Genomic DNA, 18,600 nt, shown 5'->3' on the forward strand with positions numbered 1-18,600 from the left:
CGCTCACTCCTCCACGATGTCGGCGACGACCACCGTCACGTTGTCCGGGCCGCCGGCGCGTAGCGCCAGGTCGATGAGCCGGCGGGCGCACGCGGTCTGGTCGGGGTATTCGGCCAGCACCTCGGCGAGGGTGTCGGGGCGGACCACGTTGGAGAGGCCGTCGCTGCACAGCAGCCAGCGGTCGCCGGCCCAGGGCACCATCGTCGCGTACGTCGGGGAGACCTCGTCGCCCTGCAGCGCCTGGGTGACGACGGCGCGGCGGGGGTGGCTGCTGGCCTGGTCGGCGGTGATGACGCCCTGGTCGACGAGCATCTGCACGAAGGTGTCGTCCCGGGTGATCTGTTTGAGCACGCCCTCCCGGTAGAGGTACGCGCGGGAGTCACCGACGTGGGCGAGGGCCAGGCAGCTGCCGGTCCGGGCGAAGAGCAGGGCGGTGAGTGTGGTGCCCATGCCCTGCCGCTCGGGGTCCTCGCTGACCGCCCGCCGGATCCGCACGGTGGCCTCCTGGATGCCGCTCTGCAACGCGGCGACCAGGGCGTCCTCCGGTGTCTCCCGGTCCAGCGGCGCCACCGCCTCGATCGCGATGGCGCTGGCCAGGTCGCCGGCGGCCATGCCGCCCATGCCGTCGGCGACGGCGACCAGCCAGGTGCCGGCGTGCAGGGCGTCCTGGTTTCCGCTGCGGATCAGCCCACGGTCGCTCGTTCCCACGGAACGCAGCTTCAGGGTCATGGGAGGCAGCCTGCCAGGCGGAGGGCGCAGTTGTCTCTAGGAGATCACGGCGATGCCGCGTGGCGCGGCGAATCTCACTGCCCCGCGCCGCTGTCGGTGACCGTCCCGAGCGGCCCGATCCCTCCGCAGAACATCCAGTCTGGTCGATTGACAGCACCGCCGGGCACTGGAAACATCGAGGTGACGGCTGGGAGCGCTCCCAGGTCGTCCGCCACCGCCACCGGTCCACCCGTCCCCGGAAGGACTCCCCCGTGACGCCATCCCGACGCCGCCGCGGCCTGCTCGCCGCCGCGGTCACCCTGGCCCTCACCGGCGTCGCCGCCGGCCCGGCCGCCGCCGACCCCCCACCGGACGCTCCCGAGCAGATCGAGAACGGCGACTTCGGATCCGGCGTCGCCCCCTGGTTCTCCTACGGCACCGGGACGCTCGGCGTCACCGACGGCCGGCTCTGCACCACCGTCCCCGGCGGCCTGGCCAACCCGTGGGACGCCGGCATCGGCCAGGACGGGGTCCCGCTGGTCGCGGGCGCCGAATACACCCTCGGGTTCGATGTCGCCGCCACGCCCGGCACCCCGGTCACCGCCGTCCTACAACTCGGCGGGCCGCCCTACACGGGCTACGCCAGCGTCACGGTGACCGCCACCGACGCCGCGCAGCGCGTCGAGCGGACCTTCACCGCACCGGACGGCAACCCCTCCGCCCAGCTGATCTTCCAGGTCGGCGGTAGCACCGCCGAACAGACCGTCTGCCTCGACAACGTGTCGTTGCGCGGTGGCGAGCCGCCCGAGCCGTACGTGCCGGACACCGGGCCGCGGGTCCGGGTCAACCAGGTCGGCTACCTCCCCGGCGGGCCGAAGAACGCGACCGTCGTCACCGCGGCGACCGACCCGCTGACCTGGCAGCTCCGCTCGGCCGCCGGCGCGGTACTGGCGTCCGGGAGCACGACACCTCGGGGGGTGGACCCCGCGTCCGGGCAGAACGTGCAGACCCTCGACTTCTCCGCCCACCGCACGCCCGGCAGCGGGCTGACCCTGGTCGTCGACGGCGAGACGAGTCATCCCTTCGACATCTCCGGCACGCTCTACGACCGGCTGCGCGCCGACTCGCTCCAGTTCTTCTACGCCCAGCGCAGCGGCATCGCGATCGACGGCGCCCTGCTCGGCCCCGAGTACGCACGCCCCGCCGGTCACCTCGGGGTCGCACCCAACCAGGGCGACACCGACGTGCCCTGCCAGGCCGGTGTCTGCGACTACCGGCTCGACGTGCGCGGCGGCTGGTACGACGCCGGCGACCACGGCAAGTACGTGGTCAACGGCGGCATCGCCACCTACCAACTGCTCAGCACCTTCGAGCGGACCAAGACGGCGGCCAGCGCGAACGGCGGTGCCGCCCTCGGCGACGGCACCCTCCGGGTGCCCGAGCGCGGCAACGGCGTGCCGGACGTGCTCGACGAGGCCCGCTGGGAGCTGGAGTTCCTGCTGCGCATGCAGGTGCCGGCCGGGCAGCCGCTCGCCGGCATGGCCCACCACAAGGTGCACGACCGCAACTGGACGGGCCTGCCGCTCGCCCCGCAGGACGACCCGCAGCCGCGCGAGCTGCACCCGCCCTCCACCGCCGCCACCCTCAACCTGGCCGCGACGGCCGCCCAGTGCGCCCGGCTCTACGCCCCCTACGACGCGGCGTTCGCGACCCGCTGCCGGACCGCGGCGACCACGGCGTACGCGGCGGCCAAGGCGAACCCGACCCGGTACGCGAGCCCGACCGACAGCACCGGCGGCGGCGCGTACGACGACACCGACGTGACCGACGAGTTCTACTGGGCCGCCGTCGAGCTGTGGCTCACCACCGGCACCCCCGCGTACCTGGCCGACCTGACCGCGTCGCGGCACCACACCGGGGAGGTGTTCGACCCGCGCGGCTTCGGCTGGCAGGGGGTCGCCGCCCTGGGCCGGCTCGACCTGGCCACGGTGCCGAACGCGCTGCCCGCCGCCGAGCTGGCCCGGATCCGCGGCTCGGTCACCGCCGCCGCCGACGGCTACCTGGCCGAGCTGGGCCGGCAGGCGTACGGGCTGCCCATGCCGGGTGACGCCGGCAGCTACTTCTGGGGCGGCAACAGCAACATCGTCAACAACGCGGTCGTGCTGGCCACCGCCTTCGACCTGACCCGCGACGCGCGCTACCGCGACGGCGCCGTGCAGGCGATGGACTACCTCTTCGGGCGCAACGCGCTGAACATTTCGTACGTGACCGGGTGGGGCGAGCACGCGGCCGAGAACCAGCACAGTCGCATCTTCGGCCACCAGCTCGACCCGAGCCTGCCGCGCCCGCCCGCCGGGTCCCTGGCCGGCGGGGCGAACGCCGCCCTCCAGGACCCGTTCGCCGCGCAACTGCTGGCGGGGTGCGCGCCGATGTTCTGCTACGTCGACGACATCGCCTCGTACGCGACGAACGAGGTGGCGATCAACTGGAACTCGGCGCTGGCGTGGATCGCCTCCTTCCTCGCCGACCAGGGCGACTCGGCGGCCGTACCCGCACCCACCTGCGCGGTCACGTACACGACGCACGGCAGCTGGCCGGGTGGCTTCACCAGCCAGGTGACCGTCCGCAACACCGGCACGGCGGTCGTGAACGGCTGGACGACCCGGTTCGCCTTCACCGGCGACCAGCGCGTCGACGCGGCGTGGCTGGCGAAGGTGAGCCAGTCCGGGGCGACGGTGACCGCGCGGAACGAGTCGCACAACGGGCGGATCAACCCGGGCGGCAGCGTCACCTTCGGGTTCACCGCGACCACCGGCGGCGGCGCGAACCCGCCACCCGGCCTGGTCACGGTCAACGGCCGACCCTGCACGACGGCCTGACGTCGACGCACCCGTCCCGGCGCGACCCGTCGCGCCGGGACGGCGGGAGGCGCCGGCGGGCTGTGACCGGCGTCGCCCCCGTCGGGCACTCCACGATCGACGGTGCCGGCCTACGGTCGGTTCATGGTCGACCCAACCGACGGCCGGCGCCGCGGCCGGTGGCGGGTGGCCTCGCCGCTGCCGCCGCCCGGGCAGCTGCGCACCCTGGCGCTGGCCACCCTCGCCAACACGGTCGGCCTCGGGTTGTGGCTCACCGGCTCGGCGCTCTACCTCACCCGCGTCGTCGGGCTGAGCCCGTCCGCGGTGGGCGCCGGGCTCACCGTCGCCGGACTGGTGGGGCTCACCGCGAGCGTGCCGCTGGGCGGGCTTGCCGACCGGTACGACCCACGCACCCTGCGGGCCGCGCTGCAACTGCTCCAGGCCGCCGTCGCCGCCGCCTACCTCCTGGTGGACTCGTTCCCGGTCTTCCTCACGGTCGCGGTGCTGGACGCGCTGCTGGTCTCCGGCAACCTCACGGTCCGCGCCGCGCTGGTGGCGGCCGTCGGTGGCCCCGAGGGGCGGGTGCACGCCTTCGCCACCCTGCGGGCGGTGGCCAACCTGGGCACCGCGCTCGGTGCCGGGCTGGCCGGCTTCGCGCTCGCGACGGACACCCGGACGGCGTACCACCTGCTGGTGCTCGGCAACGTCACGACCTACCTGGTCTCGGCGGCGCTGGTCATGCGACTGCCCGCGCTACCCCCGGCCCGCGTCTCCGTCGCCGCACCCCGGGCCGGCCGGGCGCTGCGCGACGGGCCCTTCCTGGCGGTCAGCGGTGCTTCGGCGGTCCTCTCCCTGCACTGGGTGGTGCTCACCCTGGTGGTGCCGCTCTGGGCGGTGGACCGGGCCGGCGCGCCGCCGGTGACGGTGTCGGCGATCCTGCTGGTCAACACGCTGCTGACCGTGCTGCTCGCGGTCCCGCTGAGCCGCGGCGCCCGCAGCGCCCCGCCGGCCGCCCGCACCATGCGCCGCGCCGGGCTGGTGCTCGCCGCGGCCATGCTGCTCTACGCCACCACCGTCGGCACACCGACCGGGCCGGCGGTCGCGCTGCTGCTCGTCGCCACGGCGGTCTACACGGTCGGCGACCTGTGGCACGGCACGGCCGGCGCCGCTCTGGCGTACGACCTGGCCGAGCCGGCAGCCATCGGCGCCTACCAGGGGGTGGACGGGCTGGTCGCCGGCCTGGCCCGGGCGGCCGGGCCGGCGCTGCTGACCTGGGTCGTCCTCGACGGCGGAGGGGTCGGCTGGCTCGGGCTGGCCGCCGTGTTCGCCGGCGTCGGCCTGCTCGTCCCCGCGTTGACCCGCTGGGCGCTGCGCGCCCGATCGCCGGCTGCGACCGACGCCGTCGCGGTGGCCACCCATCAATCGTCGTCGCTGTAGCAGCATGTCGGGATGACGGACGCACGAACCCTGACCGTACGGCCCGGCGGCCCGGACGACGCCGCCCACGTCCTGCGCCTGCTCGACTCCGCAACGGCGTGGCTGGTGGCCCGGGGCCGCACCGGGCAGTGGGGCACCGCGCCGGCCTCGACCGACCCGCGCCGGATCGCCCAGGCCGACGCGTGGGCCACCTCGGGCGGGCTCTGGCTGGCGGAGCTGGGCGAACACCCGGTCGGCGCGCTGGTGGTCGGTACGGCCACCGCGTACGTCCCGGCCGCCACCGAACCGGAGGTGTTCGTGAACCTGCTGGTCACCGACCGGGCGTACGCCGGTCGGTCGATCGGAGGGCGGCTGCTCGCGCACGCCGCGGACCTGGCCCGCGAGCGGGGCGTCGGTCTGCTCCGGGTGGACTGTTACGCCGGTGACGACGGCGCCCTGGTCCGGTGGTACGAGCGGCAGGGCTTCACCCGCACCGACCCGTTCACCGTCGACCGTCCCGGCCGCGAGCCCTGGCCCGGGCAGGTGCTCACCCGCCGGCTGGACTGAGCGGCCGACCCGGCCCGACGGGGCCGGGTCGCGACGCCCATCCTCAGCCGATCTCCTCGTCCACGAAGCACCAGCGCCAGGTCTCCCCCGGCTCGATCGAGCGCATCACGGGGTGCCCGGTCTGCTCGAAGTGCTTCGTCGCGTGCCGGTTCGGCGAGGAGTCGCAGCAGCCCACGTGCCCGCACGTCAGGCAGGCGCGCAGGTGCACCCAGTCGGTGCTGCCGATCGCCACGCAGTCGGGGCACTCCCCGGTGGTACGCGGCTCGACCGTCCCGGCCTCGGTCAGGTGCTCACAGCTCATCGAATCTCCCGTCGCAGCAACGATTCCTCCAGGTCCAGGTCACGATAGGCGCGCACCAGCACCTCCTCGGGAATCCGGCCGGAGTCGCGGGCGGCACGGAACACCTCCCGCTCAGCGTCGATCATCTCCTGCCGCAACCGACCGTACGCCTGCGAGGGAGTCTCCCGCTCGCTGCCGCCCAGCCGTTCCCAGGCCAGGTTGGTGCGGTCCTCCACGCCCCGGCGCAGCCGCTCCACCACGGGCGCGGGCGCGGTGTCGGCCAGCGCGTCGAGGCGCTCCTGGGCCGCGCGGCTCGCCTGCTGCTGCACCCCGGCGGCGGAGAGCGCGTCCTGCACCGGGTCGTCCGGGGGCAGCTTGAGCCGCCGGGCCACGGTCGGCAGGGTGGCGCCCTGGCCGACCAGCGTGAACACGATCACGGCGAAGGCCAGCCAGATGAACAGCGCCCGCGGGTAGGGCGCGTCGTCGGCCAGGGTGAGCGGGAGGGCGAGCGCGGCGGCGAGCGTCACGACGCCCCGCATGCCCGCCCAACCGATGACGAGGGGGAACTTCGCCGGCTTCCGCTCCCGCATCCGCAGCCGGGGCACCAGCCGGGTCAGGTAGGTCGCCGGGAACAGCCAGACGAAGCGGGTGAGGAACACGGCGCCGAGCACCGCCGCGGTGACGCCGACGATCCGGCCGGCGGGCTCGTCGAGGTCCTCCAGCACGTCCGGGAGCTGGAGCCCGACCAGCAGGAAGACCAGCCCTTCGAGCAGGAACCGCACCAGCCGCCAGACCGCGGCGACCTGGAGTCGGGACGCGGCCGACAGCAGCACCGGCAACCGGTGGCCCAGCGCGAGGCCGGTGACCACCACCGCGACGACTCCGGAGGCGTGGATCTCCTCGGCCGCGAACACCACGGCGAACGGGATGATCAGCGACAGCGCGTTGTCGAGCAGCGGGTCGCTGATCCGCTTGTGCACGAACCCGAAGATCAGCGCGCCCAGCGCGCCGACGACGATTCCGCCGCCCGCGGAGCGCAGCACCTCGATGCTCACGTCGACCACGCCGACGGCCGATCCGACGGCGGCCAGCGTGGCGACCCGGAACAGCACCAGCGCGGTGGCGTCGTTGAGCAGGCTCTCGCCCTCCAGGATGGTCACCACGCGTCGGGGCAGCCCGATCCGCCGGGCCACCGCCGTCGCGGCGACCGCGTCCGGCGGCGCGAGCACCGCGCCGAGGGCGAGACAGGCCGCGAACGGGACCGCCGGCAGGAGCAGGTGCAGGACCAGGCCGACCACGACCGCCGTGAACAGCACCAGGCCCACGGCGAGCAGCAGGATCGGCCGTAGGTTGTGCCGGAACGCCGGCACGGACGTCTCCAGCGCGGCGATGTAGAGCAGCGGCGGCAGGATCCCGACGAGCACCATCTCGGGGTCGAGCCGGACGTGCGGGAAGCCCGGGACGAAGGAGAGCAGCAGCCCCACGACCACCAGCACGATCGGCGCCAGCAGGCCCAGCTTGCGGGCCAGCGCCGCGCCGAGCGTCGCGACCGCCAGGAAGACGACGATCTCGAAGAGTCCCTCCATGGGGTACGAGCCTAGGCGGCGGGCCGGCGACGCCCGGTCACCGGGCGGCGCGCAGCTTCGGCAGCACCTCGGCGCCGAACGTGTCGACGAACGCGCGCTGCTCCTGCCCGACGTGGTGCAGGGCGATCTGGTCGAAGCCCAGCGCCGCGTACTCCTCCAGCCACCCGACGTGCCGTCCCAGGTCGGACGAGATGTTGACCACCCGAGCGACCCGCTCGGGCGGCACGTCGGCGGAGACGGCGTCGAAGTGCTCGGGGGTCTCCAGGTCCCAGCAGACCGGCGGGGCGAAGACGTTGCTGCGCCACTGGTCGTACGCGACCGCCTCGGCCTCGGCCTGGTCCGGTGCCCAGCTCAGGTGGACCTGCAGGTGCAGCGGCCCGCGCCCGCCGGCGTCCCGGTAGGCGTCGATCATCCGGCGCAGGTGGTCCACGGGCGCGTTGACGGTGATCAGGCCGTCGGCCCACTCGGCGCACCAGCGGGCCGTGGCCACGCTCACCGCGGCGCCGACCAGCGCGGGCGGCTCGTCGGGCCGGCTCCACAGCCGGGCGCGGTCGACGCGGACCAGCCCGTCGTGGCTGACCTCCTCGCCGGCCAGCAGCGCCCGGATCACGTCGACGCACTCGCGCAGCCGGGCGTTGCGGACGTCCTTGCGGGGCCACCCGTCGCCGGTGATGTGCTCGTTGGACGCCTCCCCGGTGCCCAGGGCGGCCCAGAAGCGCCCCGGGTACATGGCGGCGAGCGTCCCGATGGCCTGGGCGATCACCGCCGGGTGGTAGCGCTGGCCGGGCGCGTTGACCACCCCGAACGACAGCGTGGTGGCCTGGAGCGCGGCGCCCAGCCACGACCAGGCGAAGCCGGAGTGGCCCTGCCGTGCGCTCCACGGCGCGAAGTGGTCCGAGCACATGGCCGCGTCGAAGCCGGCCCGCTCGGCGTGGACCACCGCGTCCAGCAGGGCGCGGGGGTGGATCTGCTCGTGGGACGCGTGGAAGGCGAACACCGTCATGGGTGGGTTCCCTACCCAGGACGGTGTCCGCCTAAAGCTGCGTCACTCCGCGTGTGCGCCGGCCGTCCCGATCGCGCCGCCGCCGTCGCCACCCACCCAGACGGTCTTGGTGTTGCAGAACTCGCGCATGCCCATCGCCGACAGCTCCCGGCCGTAGCCGGAGTTCTTCACGCCGCCGAACGGCAGCTCCGGGAAGGAGGTCGTCATGCCGTTGATGAAGACGTTGCCGGCGTCCAGGTCGGTGGCGAAGCGCCGCTGCTCCTCCGGGTCGCGGGTCCACGCGTTCGAGCCGAGGCCGTAGCTCGTGCCGTTGGCCACCTCGATCGCCTCGTCGTACGACTCCACCCGGTAGAGGCCGGCGACCGGGCCGAAGACCTCCTCGCGCCACATCCGCATCTCCGGCGTGAGGTCGGTGACGACGGTCGGCGGGTACCACCAGCCGTCGCCGGTCGGCTGCTCGCCGCCGACGAGGACCGTGGCGCCCCTGTCGATGGCGTCGCGGACCTGCTCGTTGATCTCGTCCCGCCCCCGCTCGGTGGCCAGCGGTCCCACGTCGGTCCGCTCGTCCATCGGGTCACCGACGCGCAGCGCCGCCATGTTCGCGGCGAACTTCTCCGCGAACTCGTCGAACACGTCGGTGTGCACGATGAACCGCTTCGCGGCGATGCAGGACTGGCCGTTGTTCTGGCAGCGCGCCGTCGTGGCCACCTCGGCCGCCCGGTCCAGGTCGGCCGAGGGCATCACCACGAACGGGTCGCTGCCGCCCAGCTCCAGCACCGTCTTCTTCAGCTCCCGGCCGGCGATCTGCGCGATGGACCGGCCCGCGCCCTCGCTGCCGGTCAGGGTGGCCGCGCGGACCCGGGGGTCGCTGAGGATCTGGTCGACGGCGTCCGAGCCGACCAGCAGGGTGGTGAACGCGCCCTCGGGGAAGCCGGCCCGGCGGAACACGTCCTCCAGCAGCAGGGCCGTCTGCGGCACGTTCGAGGCGTGTTTGAGCAGGCCGGTGTTGCCGGCCATCAGCGCCGGCGCGGCGAACCGCAGCACCTGCCAGAGCGGGAAGTTCCACGGCATCACCGCCAGCACCGGGCCGATCGGCTGGTGGCGGACGAACGCCTGGCCCGCGTTGACGGCGGCGGCGTCGGCCGGCTCGTCGGCCAGGAACTCGGCCGCGTGGTCGGCGTAGAACCGGGCCGCGGTGGCGCACTTGGTGACCTCGGCCTTCGCCGAGGCGTACGTCTTGCCCATCTCGGTGGTCATGATCCGGGCGATCTCGTCCCGCTCGGCGTCGAGCAGGTCCGCCGCCGCGTACATCCAGCCGGCCCGCTGGTCGACGGTGGTGCCGCGCAACTGGTGGAAGGCGTCGTCGGCCCGGCCGATCGCGGCGTCGATCTGCTCCTCGGACATCGGGTCGTACGTCTTGAGCACCTGTCCGGTGGCGGGGTTGGTGGTGGCGATGGACATCTCGTCCTCCTGTCACTCGAACAGCGAGTGCCGTACGCCCGGCTCCTCGCGGCGGCGGGCGGCGCGGCGACGCTGGATGATGACCAGGTCCACCACGGCGACGAGCGCGAGCACGGTGCAGACGACGCCCAGCCAGGTGACCGCCGCCCAGAACGCCAGCACCGCGAAGATCACCATGATCACCAGCCCGAAGGTGGCGAGCGCGAGCCGGAGGTTCAACGCGCTGTAGGCGTGGCCGACCGTGCCGCGGGCACGCCGGGGCTGCGATCTCGTCATACCCTCCGACCTACCCCGGGAACGGCGGGCCTAACCGGTGGCCCCGCGCCGGCCCGTCAGCCGATCTCGGCGAGCTTCGGCACGATCCGCTCGCTCACCCGCTCGGCGAACTCCACGGGGTGCCGGTCCGGGGTCACCTGGATCTCGGTGACGCCGAGGGCGGCGTAGTCCCGGACCGCGGTGAGGAACGCGTCCGGCTCGTCGACCGGCGACACCCGCATCACCAGCGTCTTCTCGACGCTGTCGTAGTCGCGCCCCTCGGCCGCGCAGTGCGCCCGGAGCACGTCGAGCTTGCGGCGCACCTCGTCGACGCCGGTGTCGAAGAGGTTGCACGCGTCGGCGTAGCGGGCGACCAGCAGGAGCGTCTTCTTCTCCCCGCCGCCGCCGATCATGATGGGCGGGCGGGGCCGGCGCAGCGGCGCGGGAACGCAGAGGGTCTCGGTCAGCCGGTAGTGCCGACCCTCGTAGGGACCGTTGTTGTCGCTCCACATCTGCAGGCAGATCTGGAGCGTCTCCTCGAGGCGCTCGAACCGCTCACTCATCGGCACCACGGGCACCCCGAGGCCCCGCTGCTCCCGCTCGTACCAGGACGCACCGATGCCCAGGCGGGCACGACCGCCGGAGAGCGCGTCCAGCGTGGTGACGATCTTCGCGAGCAGGCCCGGGTGCCGGTACATCACGCCGGTGACCAGCACGCCGAGCGTCATCCGCTCGGTCTGCCCGGCGACGAAGCCGAGCGTCGTGTACGCCTCCAGCATCGGCTCCTCGGCCGGCGCGACGGCCTCCATCTGGAAGAAGTGGTCCATGACGGTGAAGGACGCGAAGCCACCCTCCTCGGCGACCCGCGCCGTCCGCGCGAGGGTCGGGGCGATCAGTTCCGGCTCCGACGGGACCGTGTAGCTCCAGTAGTGCAGGCCGATCCTCACAGGCAGATCCCTTCTCGCGTGTGCCGTCCCGGGTCAGGGTTCCACTGCGAGTGCGCTCGAAGTCAAGCCTCGACGTGCCGTCACCCGGACGGCCGAACGCCGGGCTAGCACACCGGCGGTCGCGACGGCAGCGCTGTGCCGCATAGCCGACAGCGGACGCGCACCGCCACCGGGCGAGCGCGTACAGTGACCGCGCTGTCGCTCCGAGTTGCCGGACGGGAAGATCATGCCTCGACGCTGGATCGCCGCCGTCGCCTGCCTCGCGGCGCTGGTGGCCCTCGCCTGCGAGGGCGCCGGAGACGGCCCGCCCCCACCACCCCGCGGCACCCCGCCGCCCGCCGGGTCCGGCGGCATCGCCGCCCTCGGCGACTCCATCAGCACCGGCTTCGGCTCCTGCCTGGTGCTCACCTCGTGCGAGCGCAACTCCTGGTCCACCGGGGACGGGCTGCGGGTGGACAGCCTCTACCGACGGCTGCTCGACCAGGATCCGGCGGTCCGCGGCCGGGCGTACAACCACGCCCGTCCGGGGGCCCGGGCCGCGGCGCTGGAGGAGCAGGCCCGGGCGGCGGTACGCGACAAGGTCGACCACGTCACCGTCCTGATCGGGGCGAACGACGTGTGCCGGGGCGGCGTCGACGCGATGACACCGGTGGCCGAGTTCCGCGCCGGGGTGGACCGTGGCCTGCGGGCACTGCGCGCCGGTCGCCCGAAGGCGCGGGTGCTGGTGGTCAGCATCCCGGACCTGCACCGGCTCTGGGAGGTCGGGCACACCGACTCGCGCGCGGTGCGGGCGTGGCGGCGCGGGGTATGCCCCGCCCTGCTGGCCGACCCGACCTCGACCGCCCCCGCCGACCGCACCCGGCGGGCCGCCGTCCGCGACCGGATCGCCGCCTACAACGCGCAGTTGGTAGCGGCGTGCCGGGCGTACGGCTCGCGGTGCCGGCACGACGGCGGGGCGGTGCACCGGGTGCGGTTCACGCTGGACCTGGTCAACCCGCTGGACTGGTTCCACCCGAACGCGGCCGGGCAGGACCGCCTCGCCGAGGTGACCTGGCGAGCGTCGGGCTTCGCCGGCTGACGGCCCGCCGGGGTGGTCGACACCCGGTTTCCGGATGTCGGGCCGTCCCCGCCCGGCGGTCAGCCCGACATCCGGAAAGCCGTGGGCCGGCCCTCGGTCAGGAGCGTCGCGGACCGGGGACGGCGGTGCCGTGCTGGCGGTACAGCGCCCGGGACCGCTCGGCGAGGTCCTTGGTCGCCGAGGAGTTGGCCCAGGTGCCGAGGATGATCGCCGCGCCCGGCACGACCTTGGCGAAGACCCGCTTCGCCGCCCGCACGCCGGCCATCTGGGCCAGCCGCACGCCCAACCGCAGCATCACCTTGCCCAACTGCCCCTGGCCGCCCGACCCGAACAGCGCGCCGGCCCGCTCCCGACCGGCGGCCACGCCGAGCGCCAGCCGGGCGCTCTCCGCCACCTTGTGCACCCGCTGGAGGACGAGCAGGTCGGTGGCCCGGTCGGTGTGCGTCGGGTCGACGTCGTACGCCGCCGCGACGTGCAGCACCATCCGCGCCTGCGTCCACGCCAGGACGCCCACGTCGATCACCGCGCCGGGCAGGCCCGCGGCCCCCGACACCGCCCCGGAGAGCCGGGCGTGGTTCACGAACCTGCGGACCGCCTGCTCGGCCAGGACGTCGGCGGCGATCCCCGGCTGCTCCGACCGCGCCCGGCGGGCCCACTGTGCCGCCTCCGGCCCGAGGCGGCGCACGGCCTCCAGGGCAAGGTGCTCCGGGGCGTACTGCGGGTCCTCCCGCATCCGGTCCCACAGTCGGGCCGGCGGCGTCTCCGGGGCGTCCGGGGACGCGGCCGGCGGCACGGCGGGAGCCTGCGGCGCGGGGTCGGGTGACGGCGCGGGGGCGGGCTGGCCGTCGGCCGGAACGGATTCGGTCACTGGTACTCCCGGGGGTCGGCGCAGGCGGGTACGACGGTCCGGCCGTGGTCAGCGGCGCTTGGACAGACGGGTGGCGAGACCCCGCAGTTTCTGCTGGTTCTCCGGCTTGGCGAGTTCGCGACGGCCGCGCTCGACGAGCTGCTGCCCCTTCGGCGAGCGCAGGAACGTGCTGATCCGCTGCAACAGAGACATCTCGGTCCTCCTGTCGGTGAGCCCTCACTCATGTGTACCCGCAACCGACAACGGATGTACCCGGGATGGCTCAGTCACAACCGTCCACTGTGGCCGGAAGCCTACCGCCCGGTCGACTCGAAGGCGTCGACGACCTCCGTGGCCGCCCACTCGTGCTGGGCGTACAGCCACCCGAACGCCGAGACCTGCACCGCCTGGGCGGCGTCGGTCAACGGCATCTGCTGCCAGCCGGGAACCTCCTCCAGCGCGGTGAGGAACTGCCGGGTCGCGTACTCCGGGCGCATCAGGTCGCCGACGCTGCCCCAGCCGCTGCTCGGGCGCTGCTGGAACAGCCCGACCGAGTCGTGGTCCCAGCCGATCGCCTGGTGCGGGTAGTTCTGCGACTCGGGCAGCACACCGCTCGCATAGTTGTAGAGGTTGCTCTCCTGCATCGCCGTGGCGACCGCGATCACCAGCGCCCGGCGCGGCACCTTCATCTCCCGGCCGGTACGCACGATCGCCCCGGCGTTCTTCATCTGCGCCCGGGTCAGCCCGGCGACCGGCGCCGGCTCGGCCGGCTTGCGCTCCGGCTGCCGCGCCTGCTTCCGGGTCGGGCTGGTGTCCGGGTCGGCCGTGGTGGCGGCCGGCGCGGCGGAGCGGTCGTCCGCGGCCGGCGCCCGGTCGTGGTCCCGGGAGGCCGGTTCCTGCTCGGCGCGGGCGGTCACGTCGACCTGCGCCGCCCGGGTGTCGGCGTCCGCGGCGGTCCGGTCGCCGGCCTGAGCGAAGGCGGCGAGCCCGAGGCAGCAGACCACGCCGGTGGCCAGGGCCACGCGGCCCCGGGAGGGGCCGGCGATCAGGTCCCGGGCGTACGCACGGGCGGTCCGCACCGGATTCCGTCCGATCAGCCGTTCGGCTGATGATGTGTCGTCCGATTGGCCAGTGGAGCCGCGGGGGGCGTTCGGGTCGTCGAGGGTGCCGTCGTCACGCATCAGCCGAGGCTAGGCAGACGGTTCGGCCGATTACCGTGGGTGATCAGTGGCCCTCGCCACAGAATCGGGGCCGGGCGGTGGACAGCCGGGGCGGCACGGGCGCGGCCAGGGACGGACCTCGCGTACCGGCGAAACCCGACAGCCCGCCCCGGACGCGGCAGGGCGGGGACGGACCCGGTCATCTCCCCCGAGCCCCGTCGATGATCGACAAACTCGGCCTTCCGGACCAGGCCGAGATCGGATGATCGGCCATGAGCGAGGAACCGAACAGCGGAATGCGATGATTTGCCCGATCCCGCGCCGTTCCTGGGAGACCGACTGCCCGGGGAAGGAATGCGTCAGGATGACGGGTACGTTGCCCGAACCGGGCGCCGTGAACACGACGGCGTCCCGTCAGGCACATTCCAGGGAGGTCCGCACCGGTGCTCGACCCACACGAGCTCTACGAGCTCACCGACGATCTGCCCGACCTCGGTCAACCGGTCCTGATCCAGGCCCTCACCGGGTTCGTCGACGCGGGCCACGCGAGCCGGCTCGCCCGCGAGCAGCTGTTCAGCTCGCTGGAGTCGCGGCCGATCGCGACCTTCGACGTCGACCAGGTCTTCGACTACCGCTCCCGGCGCCCGGTGATGACCTTCATGGAGGACCACTGGGAGTCGTACGACGCGCCGAAGCTGGAACTGCACCTGCTGCACGACGACGACGAGACGCCCTTCCTGCTGCTCACCGGCCCCGAGCCGGACCTCCAGTGGGAGCGCTTCGTCGCGGCGGTCGCCGGCCTCGCCTCACGGCTGGACGTCCGCGTCACCGTCGGGCTCAACTCGATCCCCATGGCGGTGCCGCACACCCGGCCCACCGGGGTCACCGCCCACGCCACCCGGCGTGAGCTGATCTCCGGGTACGAGCCCTGGCTCCAGCGGGTCCAGGTGCCCGCCGGCGTCGGTCACCTGCTCGAATACCGGCTCGGCGAGCAGGGCCGCGACGCCATCGGCTTCGCCGCCCACGTGCCGCACTACGTGGCGCAGGCGGAGTACCCGGCCGCGGCCGAGGTGCTGCTCGCCTCGATCTCCCGCAGCACCGGCCTGCTCCTCCCCCGCGACGGGCTGCGCTCGGCCGCCGAGGTGGTGCGGGTGGAGATCGACCGGCAGGTCGCCCAGACCGAGGACGCCGCCGCGCTGGTGCAGGCCCTGGAGGAGCAGTACGACGCGTTCGCCCGGGGGCAGGGTGAGAAGAGCCTGCTCGCCCCGGAGTCCGGGCCGCTGCCGACCGCCGAGGAGCTCGGCGCGGAGCTGGAACGGTTCCTCGCCGAGCAGACCCGCCCGAACGACACCCCCGGCAGCTGATCCCCCCGCTCCCGCACCCCCTCACGCCGGACTCCGGCGTGTGGGGGTGCGGGAGCGGGAGCGCGCGCAACTTCCCGGAAGTAGTGGTGTCGCAGCCCAGGTGAGGCCCCTACTTCCCTGATGTTGCGACGATCTTGCAGGCTTCGGGGAGTGGGCACGCGGCACGCGGCTGGCCCGACGCGCGGCGCGACATCCCGGCGCCGGGACCCGGCGTGCGGGGCGCGGATGCGGCAGGCTGGGAGCATGCGCCTGGCGACCTGGAACGTGAACTCGGTGAAGGCCCGGCTCCCCCGGCTGCTCGACTGGCTCGCGGGCACCGCCCCGGACGTGGTGTGCCTGCAGGAGACCAAGTGCCCGGACGGAGCCTTCCCGGTCGCCGAGGTCGGCGAGCTGGGCTACACCGTGGCCAGCCACAGCGACGGCCGGTGGAACGGGGTGGCGCTGCTGTCCCGTGTCGGCCTGACCGACGTGACCGTCGGCTTCCCGGGCGAGCCGGGCTTTCCCGACCCGGAGGCGCGGGCCATCTCGGCCACCTGCGACGGGCTGCGGGTCTGGTCCGTCTACGTGCCGAACGGCCGCACCCCGGACGACCCGCACTACGCGTACAAGCTGGCCTGGCTCGCCGCGCTGCGCGACGCGCTGGAGGAGGAGCTGACCAGCGGCCTGCCGCTGGCGGTCTGCGGGGACTTCAACGTCGCGCCGACCGACGCCGACGTGTGGGACCCGGCGGTCTTCGCCCACTCGACGCACGTCACGCCCGCCGAGCGGGCCGCGCTCGGCGCCCTGCGCGACCTCGGGCTCAGCGACGTCGTACCCACCCCGATGAAGGGCCCGCACCCGTTCACCTACTGGGACTACCGGGCCGGGATGTTCCACCAGAACAAGGGGATGCGCATCGACCTCGTGTACGCCTCGGCGGCGTTCGTCCGGGCGGTCGGGGCGGCGTACGTGGACCGCGAGGCGCGCAAGGGTAAGGGCCCCTCCGACCACGCCCCGATCGTGGTGGACGTCGCGCTGACCCCGACGGTCGAGGCGTTCTGAGCCGACCCGGCCTGGTTAGGGTGGGGTCATGGCAGTCGTGAAGATCAACGCGATCGACGTCCCGCCCGGCGCGGGCGAGGAGTTGGAGAAGCGGTTCGCGGCCCGGGCCGGCGCGGTGGAGAACTCCCCCGGCTTCCTCGGGTTCGAGCTGCTCCGCCCGGTCGCCGGCGAGAGCCGCTACTTCGTCTACACGAAGTGGGAGTCGGAGGAGGCGTACCAGGCCTGGGCGGCCGGCCCGTCGCGCGCCGCGCACGCCGGCCAGCAGCAGCGTCCGGTGGCCTCCGGCGCGACCCTCCTGGAGTTCGAGGTGGTCCAACAGGTCCCCTGACCCCACCCCACGCCCGACCCCCGGCCACGCCCCCGTTGATCATGAAGTTGATGCCCGGGAAATCGCCTTCCCGAGGCGACAACTTCATGATCACCGCGCCGGGCGGGTTGTGGTCAGGGTGGCGAAGGCGATGATGTTGTCGGTGTAGCCGGTGCGGCCGCCGACGAACTCGCCACCACAGGTGATCAGTCGCAGCTGCGGCGGCCCCTCGTGACCGTAGATGCGCTCCGCGGGGAACTGGTCCTTCGGGAAGCGTTCCACGGTGTCGACCCGGAACACCACCACCGACGCGTCGGCCCGGGTCACCTCGATCGTGTCCGCCGGCTTCAGCTTGCCGAGGTCGTAGAAGACCGACGGGCCGCTCTTGGTGTCCACATGACCGACGATGACCGCCGGGCCGGGCTCGCCGGGGATCGGCCCCCGGTCGTACCAGCCGGTCTCGTTGTGCCGCTCCAACGGCGGTACGCCGATCGAACCGTCGCGGGCCTGCCCGACCGGCGCGACCGGGGCGGAGACCTTGATCGTCGGCACCGACAGGCTCACCGGCCGGCTGGCCCGGACGGCAGCGGCACCCTCACCGCGGGGCGGCCGGTCCTCCCCCGCCGTCACCCACTCCAGCGGGCCGGCCGAGTGGCCCAGCCCCGCGCCGGTGGCGAAGACCCCGGCCAGCACCAGCACCACGGCCAGCGGCACCGTCCAGGGCGACCGGCCGGGCCGCCGCCCGACGGCCGCACGGTCCGCGCCGCGACGGCCGGGCGCCGGGCGTACCGGCGGACGGGGCTGGGCGGTGACCATGTGGTCGATGGAGGCCCGTCGCGCGACGGCGGAGCGGGCGGCCGCCGAGTTGGCGGGCGGTCGGGGTGCGGGGCGCGGCGCGGCCATCGGCGGCCTCAGCGGCGGACGCGCCGCGGTCGGCGGAGCGCGACGACGGCGACGACGAGCCCGGCGATCGTCAGCGCGATCCCGCCCGGCACCAGCAGACCCCCGGTGAACCCGCCGGCGCTGCCACCGAAACCGGTGGCCGGGCCACGGGTGGGCTTCACGGCCTTGACGACCTGGAGCATCGTCGACGCGGTCTCGCCGTCGCGGCACTCCAGCTTGACCCGGTAGTTGCCGGGGCGGGTGCGCTCGCGCACCATCGGCGCGGCGGTGAGCAGGCCCCGCTGCGGCTGCACCTGCACCCGGCCGAACGCGTCCGACACGACGGTGGCGGGGACCGAGTTGTCCCGGCAACTGGCCTTGATCCCCACCAGATAGCCGGGCTGGACCGTGCTGGGGCTGACCTCCACGAAGACGTCCACGATCGGGTTGGGCTGGGCGGGCTGACCGCCCGCCCCGGGGGCCGGCACGCCGGCGAGGGCCGTGCCGTCCGCGGGGACGGCGGTGATGTCGGTGCCGTCCGCGGGCGCGCCGGCCACCGTCGTCCCGTCCAGGGGCTCGTCGGCCGACGTCGTGCCGTCCGCCGGGGTGGCGACGAATTCGCGCTCCGTGGCGACGGCCGGGGCTTCGGCGGCCGGCTGGTCGGGCTGCCAGACGCCGCTGGTCGACGCCTCCTCGAACCGGGGGGCGGAGGCCATCAGCACGCCGGCGACGATGGCCGAGAGCACGAAGCCAGCGCGGGTCATTGCCATGATGCCCCCTCCCGACGCCGTCTTCGAGGTGGCCGGGCAGCGGACCCGCCCGGTCTGCCGTACGAGATGG

Annotated in this window: 19 protein-coding genes; 7 read left to right on the plus strand and 12 right to left on the minus strand. The window is 74.1% G+C overall.

Annotation, left to right across the window (positions count from 1 at the left end; genetic code table 11):
• Positions 1-3: 3 nt before the first annotated feature.
• Positions 4-729: a PP2C family protein-serine/threonine phosphatase gene (locus GA0070620_RS11185; RefSeq protein ID WP_091589801.1), complete on the minus strand. Its 726-nt coding sequence runs from the start codon at positions 727-729 to the stop codon at positions 4-6.
• A 251-nt stretch (positions 730-980) separates the two neighbouring features.
• On the opposite strand from GA0070620_RS11185, the gene GA0070620_RS11190 reads away from it, so the two are divergent.
• The 3 genes from GA0070620_RS11190 (at position 981) to GA0070620_RS11200 (ending at position 5,549) form a co-directional block, all read left to right on the plus strand.
• Positions 981-3,587 (plus strand): glycoside hydrolase family 9 protein, encoded by a 2,607-nt coding sequence (locus GA0070620_RS11190; RefSeq protein WP_091589802.1) that lies wholly within the window; start codon positions 981-983, stop codon positions 3,585-3,587.
• A 123-nt stretch (positions 3,588-3,710) separates the two neighbouring features.
• Positions 3,711-5,003 (plus strand): MFS transporter, encoded by a 1,293-nt coding sequence (locus tag GA0070620_RS11195; protein WP_091598533.1) that lies wholly within the window; start codon positions 3,711-3,713, stop codon positions 5,001-5,003.
• Positions 5,004-5,015: 12 nt separating this feature from the next.
• On the plus strand, positions 5,016-5,549 hold the full coding sequence (locus GA0070620_RS11200; RefSeq protein ID WP_091589803.1) for a GNAT family N-acetyltransferase: 534 nt from the start codon (positions 5,016-5,018) through the stop codon (positions 5,547-5,549).
• A 43-nt stretch (positions 5,550-5,592) separates the two neighbouring features.
• Here the strand turns inward: GA0070620_RS11200 and GA0070620_RS11205 are convergent, their stop codons facing one another.
• The 6 genes from GA0070620_RS11205 to GA0070620_RS11230 are packed head-to-tail and all read right to left on the minus strand — an operon-like array spanning position 5,593 to position 11,081.
• Positions 5,593-5,850, minus strand: a complete 258-nt coding sequence (locus tag GA0070620_RS11205; protein ID WP_091589804.1) for a UBP-type zinc finger domain-containing protein — start codon at positions 5,848-5,850, stop codon at positions 5,593-5,595.
• Positions 5,847-7,415 (minus strand): Na+/H+ antiporter, encoded by a 1,569-nt coding sequence (locus GA0070620_RS11210; RefSeq protein WP_091589805.1) that lies wholly within the window; start codon positions 7,413-7,415, stop codon positions 5,847-5,849. The genes GA0070620_RS11205 and GA0070620_RS11210 overlap by 4 nt, the downstream gene beginning before the upstream one ends.
• Before the next feature lie 37 nt (positions 7,416-7,452).
• Complete coding sequence (locus GA0070620_RS11215) at positions 7,453-8,418, minus strand: TIGR03885 family FMN-dependent LLM class oxidoreductase (protein ID WP_091589806.1); 966 nt, start codon at positions 8,416-8,418, stop codon at positions 7,453-7,455.
• A 42-nt stretch (positions 8,419-8,460) separates the two neighbouring features.
• Entirely contained in the window at positions 8,461-9,879 is a 1,419-nt protein-coding gene (locus tag GA0070620_RS11220; protein ID WP_091589807.1) for an NADP-dependent succinic semialdehyde dehydrogenase, read from the minus strand.
• Between the two features lie 12 nt (positions 9,880-9,891).
• Positions 9,892-10,155 carry a DUF6343 family protein gene (locus GA0070620_RS11225; protein WP_091589808.1) on the minus strand — a complete coding sequence of 88 codons (264 nt, stop codon included), beginning with the start codon at positions 10,153-10,155 and terminating at the stop codon, positions 9,892-9,894.
• A 56-nt stretch (positions 10,156-10,211) separates the two neighbouring features.
• Entirely contained in the window at positions 10,212-11,081 is an 870-nt protein-coding gene (locus tag GA0070620_RS11230) for an LLM class F420-dependent oxidoreductase (protein WP_091589809.1), read from the minus strand.
• Between the two features lie 226 nt (positions 11,082-11,307).
• Between GA0070620_RS11230 and GA0070620_RS11235 the strand changes: the two genes are divergently transcribed.
• Positions 11,308-12,159 carry a GDSL-type esterase/lipase family protein gene (locus tag GA0070620_RS11235; RefSeq protein WP_091589810.1) on the plus strand — a complete coding sequence of 284 codons (852 nt, stop codon included), beginning with the start codon at positions 11,308-11,310 and terminating at the stop codon, positions 12,157-12,159.
• Positions 12,160-12,256: 97 nt separating this feature from the next.
• On the opposite strand, the gene GA0070620_RS11240 is transcribed toward GA0070620_RS11235, so the two are convergent.
• The 3 genes from GA0070620_RS11240 to GA0070620_RS11245 all read right to left on the minus strand — a co-directional run bounded on the left by GA0070620_RS11240 (position 12,257) and on the right by GA0070620_RS11245 (position 14,187).
• Complete coding sequence (locus GA0070620_RS11240) at positions 12,257-13,027, minus strand: EcsC family protein (RefSeq protein ID WP_091589811.1); 771 nt, start codon at positions 13,025-13,027, stop codon at positions 12,257-12,259.
• A 48-nt stretch (positions 13,028-13,075) separates the two neighbouring features.
• A complete protein-coding gene (locus tag GA0070620_RS32930) occupies positions 13,076-13,219 on the minus strand; it encodes a hypothetical protein (protein ID WP_172836416.1) in 144 nt (47 codons plus the stop codon).
• 101 nt (positions 13,220-13,320) lie between these two features.
• The gene (locus tag GA0070620_RS11245) at positions 13,321-14,187 is read right to left on the minus strand and encodes a peptidase M23 (protein WP_091589812.1); all 867 of its coding nucleotides are present in this window, start codon (positions 14,185-14,187) and stop codon (positions 13,321-13,323) included.
• A gap of 422 nt (positions 14,188-14,609) precedes the next feature.
• Here GA0070620_RS11245 and GA0070620_RS11250 point away from each other — a divergent pair, with 422 nt between their 5' ends.
• From GA0070620_RS11250 to GA0070620_RS11260, 3 genes are all read left to right on the plus strand, one after another.
• A complete protein-coding gene (locus GA0070620_RS11250) occupies positions 14,610-15,530 on the plus strand; it encodes a proteasome assembly chaperone family protein (protein WP_091589813.1) in 921 nt (306 codons plus the stop codon).
• Positions 15,531-15,773: 243 nt separating this feature from the next.
• Positions 15,774-16,571, plus strand: coding sequence for an exodeoxyribonuclease III (locus GA0070620_RS11255; protein ID WP_091589814.1), 798 nt, complete (start codon positions 15,774-15,776; stop codon positions 16,569-16,571).
• A gap of 28 nt (positions 16,572-16,599) precedes the next feature.
• On the plus strand, positions 16,600-16,899 hold the full coding sequence (locus tag GA0070620_RS11260) for an antibiotic biosynthesis monooxygenase family protein (RefSeq protein WP_091589815.1): 300 nt from the start codon (positions 16,600-16,602) through the stop codon (positions 16,897-16,899).
• 90 nt (positions 16,900-16,989) lie between these two features.
• Here GA0070620_RS11260 and GA0070620_RS11265 read toward each other — a convergent pair whose 3' ends face one another.
• Both GA0070620_RS11265 and GA0070620_RS33540 read right to left on the minus strand, forming a co-directional pair.
• The gene (locus GA0070620_RS11265) at positions 16,990-17,694 is read right to left on the minus strand and encodes a class F sortase (RefSeq protein ID WP_091598536.1); all 705 of its coding nucleotides are present in this window, start codon (positions 17,692-17,694) and stop codon (positions 16,990-16,992) included.
• Between the two features lie 95 nt (positions 17,695-17,789).
• Complete coding sequence (locus tag GA0070620_RS33540) at positions 17,790-18,524, minus strand: hypothetical protein (RefSeq protein ID WP_377520533.1); 735 nt, start codon at positions 18,522-18,524, stop codon at positions 17,790-17,792.
• Positions 18,525-18,600 lie beyond the last annotated feature (76 nt).

This window comes from Micromonospora krabiensis (assembly GCF_900091425.1).
In the GTDB taxonomy this organism is placed as follows: Bacteria; Actinomycetota; Actinomycetes; order Mycobacteriales; family Micromonosporaceae; genus Micromonospora; species Micromonospora krabiensis.